Origin of the sequence: Photobacterium sp. OFAV2-7 (genome assembly GCF_022347985.1) — a bacterium.
In the GTDB taxonomy this organism is placed as follows: domain Bacteria; phylum Pseudomonadota; class Gammaproteobacteria; order Enterobacterales; family Vibrionaceae; genus Photobacterium.
Window position 1 is genome coordinate 1 of sequence record NZ_JAKRFQ010000292.1, and the last position, 5,516, is coordinate 5,516.

Genomic DNA, 5,516 nt, shown 5'->3' on the forward strand with positions numbered 1-5,516 from the left:
TTTGGATGTTGTTTCAGTTCAACAAAAAATAGGACTTGAGAAAAATGATGGTTCATATGGCTTGCTAAGAAATGCAGCTCATAAGTTAGAAGATAATATCAGTAGCACTAAAAATATCACCTTAACCAATCAACTACTCCTTCTACGCCGCCATGAGAAGGATTTTATGCTAAGAGGTGATTTGAAGTATGTTAATGCTTTTGACAACAGGTTAAATGATGTACTCAAGCAACTCTTATTGCATGAAGATCTAGCAGACACACAAACTATTCTATTATTTGAACAATACAAGAAAGCTTTTAAACAATTTGTGTCACTGTCCCAGCAGAAAGGCTTAACCGACTATCAAGGAATGATTGGTGAGCTCAGAAGTACAGTTAAGAAAACAGAAGTCTTACTAGCAGAAGAAGCCAGTAAGCTCAAAAGAGCTATTAACCAAGCTCGTTTCAAAGCAGAACAATTTCTACTTATGCTTGGCATTGGAATTGCCTTTGCAATTTCAACTCTGGTTTTTAACATTGCAAACCGAATCTCTGCTCGATTACAGCAAGTCACCACCAGTATGGTAGACATATCCAAGGGTGACGGTGACCTAAGTGTTGTACTGGATACCAAGGGAGATGATGAGATCGCGGAACTGGGACTCGCTTTCAATACTTTTGTAGGTAAAATCCATTACATGGTCAATATTGTTTCACAGTCAGCATTACAATTGGTTTCTACTACTGAAGAAATGTCAGTTGTTATGGAACAGGCAAAAAATGGAGCACTGAAACAACAACACGATATCAATCTAATCACCGCTTCAGTAGAAGAGATGAACGTCACAGTAGATGAGGTAATGAAAAATACAAATCAGGCAAGGGATGCTGCAATACAAGCAAGGCAAGAAGTCTACCAAGGCGAGGAAAAGACAAAACTAAGTATTCGAGGCGTAGAGTTACTTAGCGATGAAGTGGGAAGTGCTATAGAAGTGATCAAAAAACTGGTAGCTCATAGCCAAAATATTGATCAAGTACTTAATGTCATCCAGGGTATAGCCGATCAAACAAACCTTTTAGCGCTTAATGCCGCTATTGAGGCTGCTCGAGCAGGTGATTCAGGTAAAGGTTTTGCTGTTGTTGCTGATGAGGTTCGTACCTTAGCATTAAGGACACAAGAGGCAACCAAAGAAATCCTGAACATCACCAATGGCATCCAAGTTGACGCTGAAGAAGCAACTCAGGTTATGGAAATGAGTGAGGCTAAGGCTGCAAATGCGATATCTCAAACTAAGTTAACCAATATGGCGCTACTTAATATCATAGAAATCGTGGAACGCGTCAGTGATATGAACCGCCAAATCGTTATTGCAACAGAACAACAAAGCCTCACAAGTAATGAGATCGGTAATCATATGGCTGAAATCAGTACGATTTGTGAAGAATCTACCGTAGGCATAAAACAATTATCGATGACCAACAACGATTTAATAAATATGACTCAGGAATTGAGGGTTTTGGTGTCTCAATTTAAACTTTAATCATACCTTTGATAATATTTATAATCCTTGGAAATAATAAGGTGTAAAATACGGTTAAAGGTAAAACTTAACACCTCTGCCTTGTTAGGCAAGAGGTATTAGCTACGTATTAATGTTGATTGTGGAGTTGAGCATTATTAATGACACCTCTTAACGTAACTCGATCAAGCTACAGTTGTTATATATTTCCTTAGCTTCTGGGAATATATCACTCTCATTATTTGGTTAGTACAATAATAATATATCTTTTAGTGTGATTTGAGTATTTGCTTTAAAACATGTAATAATATAGATATTAACCGAACTGTTAATAAGTCTAATAATTATGAAAGGTTAGCCTATGTTAAACCGTTTAAATCTTAATGCTCAATTGTATACGTCTTTTGGGGTTATCTTCTTATTACTTGCTGTTATATCAACGACATCATTCATTGGATTTAATAGAGTGCATAGTGATCTTGTTGAGTATAGAGGATTAGCCAGAGATACTAACTTAGCAGGAAGAGTACAGGCCAATATGCTTATGATGAGGCTTGCTGTACTTAACTATATCAATACTCAATCAGATGACTCTATTGTTCAATATGAAAACCGTAAAATGAAAATGAAAGACTTCTTGCAAGAAGCAAAAGCAGAAATTCAACAACCCGATAGGGCTGCGCTAGTTGATAGCATTGTTACAGAGGTTAATGGTTATGAAGATGGTTTTGAACAAGTAGTTGAGCTGTTCAAAGAAAGGAATGCTCTTGTAACGAAAAGACTTGATCCAAACGGTTTAGCGATGAGAAAAGCGTTGTCTGATATAATTATATCTGCCTATGAAGATAATGACACAGAAGCATCTTTCTTTGCAGCACAGCTACAAGAACACCTTTTACTTGCCCGGTTGTATGTGACCAAATATTTGGTCACAAATAATATTGATGACGCAGAAAGAGCTAAAGATGAACTATTAAAAGAAATGCCTACTTATTTAGAGAAGCTGGATTATAACCTACAAAACCAGGAAAGGCGTTCTCTTTTAGCAACGGTTATTGACAGGCATTCACAATATGTAAAGGCATTTGATAGTATTGAACAAATTATTACTCGCCGGAATGACTATATTAATAATACCCTGAACACTATTGGACCGCGTGTTGCCAAAGACATAGAAGAAGTAAAACTATCTGTAAAACATGATCAAGATACATTAGGGCCTAAAGTTCAACGCGATGCTGAAAATGGTTTAACAATTGTTATTTTAACCTCTATGGCTACACTATTCATTGGTGCAATGATAAGCATATTTATGCCAAAAATAATCAAGCGGCCGATAGGTGGTGAGCCTAAAGAGATTGCAGATATTACACAAAGTGTAGCAAGCGGAGATCTTAGCCTGCGGTTAATTGTTACCGACAAAGATTCAGGTATCTATAAAGCTGTCTGTGAAATGAGTACCAAGTTAAGAGGCCTCATTGGAATACTTGTCGATACGAACACTTCACTAATAAGATCTGCAAAGCAAAGTGCTAATATTGCATCAGAAAATGTAAGTACAATTGCATACCAGAAAGAGACGACAGATCAAATAGTTGTTGCTGTTGAAGAAATGTCTCACAGCATCAATGAAGTAGCAGATTTAGCGAAGCGTTCTGAAGATAAATCGCGAGAAGGTATGGAGTGCGCGACTCAAGGACGGGATGTGCTAAAACTCTCACTCGATTCAGTAAGTTCTCTTGCTGAGAGCATGCAGAGCTCGATGGTTGCGATAAAGAATTTAGAAGAAAAAAATGCTGATATAGTTTCTGTGCTAGATGTTATTGGCTCAATTTCAGAGCAGACTAACCTGTTAGCACTGAATGCTGCAATTGAGGCTGCCCGTGCCGGGGAAGCTGGACGAGGCTTTGCTGTAGTCGCTGATGAAGTTCGAACTCTTGCTTCGAGAACACAAGAATCTACAGCTGAAATCCAAAAAATTATTGATAGCCTCCAAAAAGGAACTCAAGAAGTTGTAACCGTAATGGAAAGTAGCGCATGCTTGGCTACGGTCAGTTTAGAGAAGTCGGGACAGACCGACCGGGCTCTTGAAGTTATCTATGCGGCAATAAATGAGATTTCAGAAATGAATACCTTAGTTGCTGCTGCTGTGTCTCAACAGTCCGTGGCTGCTAATGAGGTTACAAATAATATGACTGAGATTAGAGGTACTATTGAGAAAACTATGGAGTCGGCCAATGAAGCTCATAAGGCTAGTAAATATGTAGAACAGATGGCAGCACAGATTGGCGACGTCACCTCAAGATTTAAGGTATAAATATAGCTTTATAGACTTCGCTTGACAGTTGTACTGACTCATACCCGACCCTACAGCTTTAAATAAGTGTTTTAATCAAATCGGACAGCCTACAATCAAAAGTGGGCTGTCATCGTGTACTTATCGAGGGAGCCTGACGGGATAAAACCTAAGCGACTATCAAGTTGGAAGTACACTGCGGAGAAATGGCATAATTAACTTTTTTCATAAGAAAAGAGGTCAGCCCTAGAAGTAAACCTAGTGCCCTACACTAAGTAAGTAATATTCTTTCATGCTTCTCAACAGATTTTCTAGGGTTTCACATAATTATCAACTTATGGTTATTTTTTAGTAACTATATGAAGTTAAAGAGATATGGTATATCAAGGTATGGTTGTTTCTACACTACTGTTTATCCAGTTATGAAATGATATTTACGACCATAAATTAATCTTGCCTCTTTCTTAACCATTTTGCTTTAGTAATCGGTATAAGGTGAAAGAGGCAAGGTTCATAAATAAAATTTATCAAAATAAAAACTATTGATAATTTTCCACTCCTGACACTCTGAATTAGTCTTTGTTTCATGCAAAGGGCAAGAGCCTGAAAATACTTAAGGAGTTTCCCCATGAAAGCCATTACCTATCAGCAACCTCAAGACACTTTTTCATTGGCAGAACTACCCCTACCGCAGCTACATACCGAGTTTGATGTGCTGGTTAAAGTTCATGCCGTTGGTCTGAACCCCGTCGATAGCAAAGTGAATTTCTGGCATGGCATGGTCGAAAACATGAACGATAGCTTTGTCGGCGGCCTTGATGTATCGGGAGAAATTGTATCTACCGGTGAAGCAGTCACTAATTGGAAGGTTGGCGATAGGGTCTTATATCACGGCAACATGCGCAGAAGTCACGGCGGTTTTGCTGAATATGCGGTTCAAGACTCACGGACGCTGACGCCGCACCCGGCTATCAGCGCTGAGTTGGCGGCAGCAACCCCGTGCGCAGCGTGGACTGCCTACCGTGCATTGGTGGATAAACTCAATATTGCCGAACGCAGCAGTCTATTCATCGTCGGAGGGGCTGGTGGCGTTGGCAGCTTTGCCATTCAGTTAGCAAAACTGTTCGGTGTTAAAAACATCATTGCGACCAGCTCAAAAGTCAACCACGAATACCTCTCTATGCTGGGCGCAACTCATACTATTGATTATCAGAGTGAAGATGTTATTGCACGTGTAATGGAAATTACTGAGCATAAAGGTGTAGATGTTGCGCTGGATTGCGTTGGTGGTGACAACGACGTAATAGCAGCGTCAGTACTCGGGTTTGAAGGCGAATTAGTCGAGTTGGTCAAGACCGTCAATCCGACCGTATACCCTGATGCTTTTCTAAAAGGGCTAAGTTTCCATCAGTTGAGCTTAGGCTCAGGTCACGTCAATGGCGAGATCGGCCGGGCAACCATTGTCAATGCTGGTAAGGCTGTATCGAAACTACTGGAGACGGGAGAACTGACAGTGCCGGAGTTAAAAGTTATATCTTTAGAGCAGGTTGGTGATGCGCTGTTAGATATCCGAAACCAGCGCACTGTGGGAAAAGTTGTCGCTAAAATAGCTTAAAAACATTCAAAGTATACGAGTAAGGCCTGGTTTGAAAACCAGACCTTACTCATTTATGTAATCAATACACAGCAGTACTATTTACAGTCTCTAACCTTTTTCTC

The 5,516-nt window shown here is 39.6% G+C and carries 3 protein-coding genes; all 3 read left to right on the forward strand.

Features of this window, described 5'->3' with window-relative positions; all coding sequences use genetic code 11:
- On the forward strand, positions 1-1,522 hold a 1,522-nt coding region (locus MHN01_RS14955; protein ID WP_239412077.1), incomplete at its 5' end, for a methyl-accepting chemotaxis protein.
- A 340-nt stretch (positions 1,523-1,862) separates the two neighbouring features.
- Positions 1,863-3,818 carry a methyl-accepting chemotaxis protein gene (locus MHN01_RS14960; RefSeq protein ID WP_239412078.1) on the forward strand — a complete coding sequence of 652 codons (1,956 nt, stop codon included), beginning with the start codon at positions 1,863-1,865 and terminating at the stop codon, positions 3,816-3,818.
- Between the two features lie 607 nt (positions 3,819-4,425).
- On the forward strand, positions 4,426-5,412 hold the full coding sequence (locus MHN01_RS14965) for a zinc-binding dehydrogenase (protein ID WP_239412079.1): 987 nt from the start codon (positions 4,426-4,428) through the stop codon (positions 5,410-5,412).
- Positions 5,413-5,516 lie beyond the last annotated feature (104 nt).

Coding starts and splice junctions, on each gene's coding strand:
- MHN01_RS14965 (WP_239412079.1), top strand. CDS start 4,426: ATGAAAGCCATTACCTATCAGCAACCTCAAGACACTTTTTCATTGGCA.
- MHN01_RS14960 (WP_239412078.1), top strand. CDS start 1,863: ATGTTAAACCGTTTAAATCTTAATGCTCAATTGTATACGTCTTTTGGG.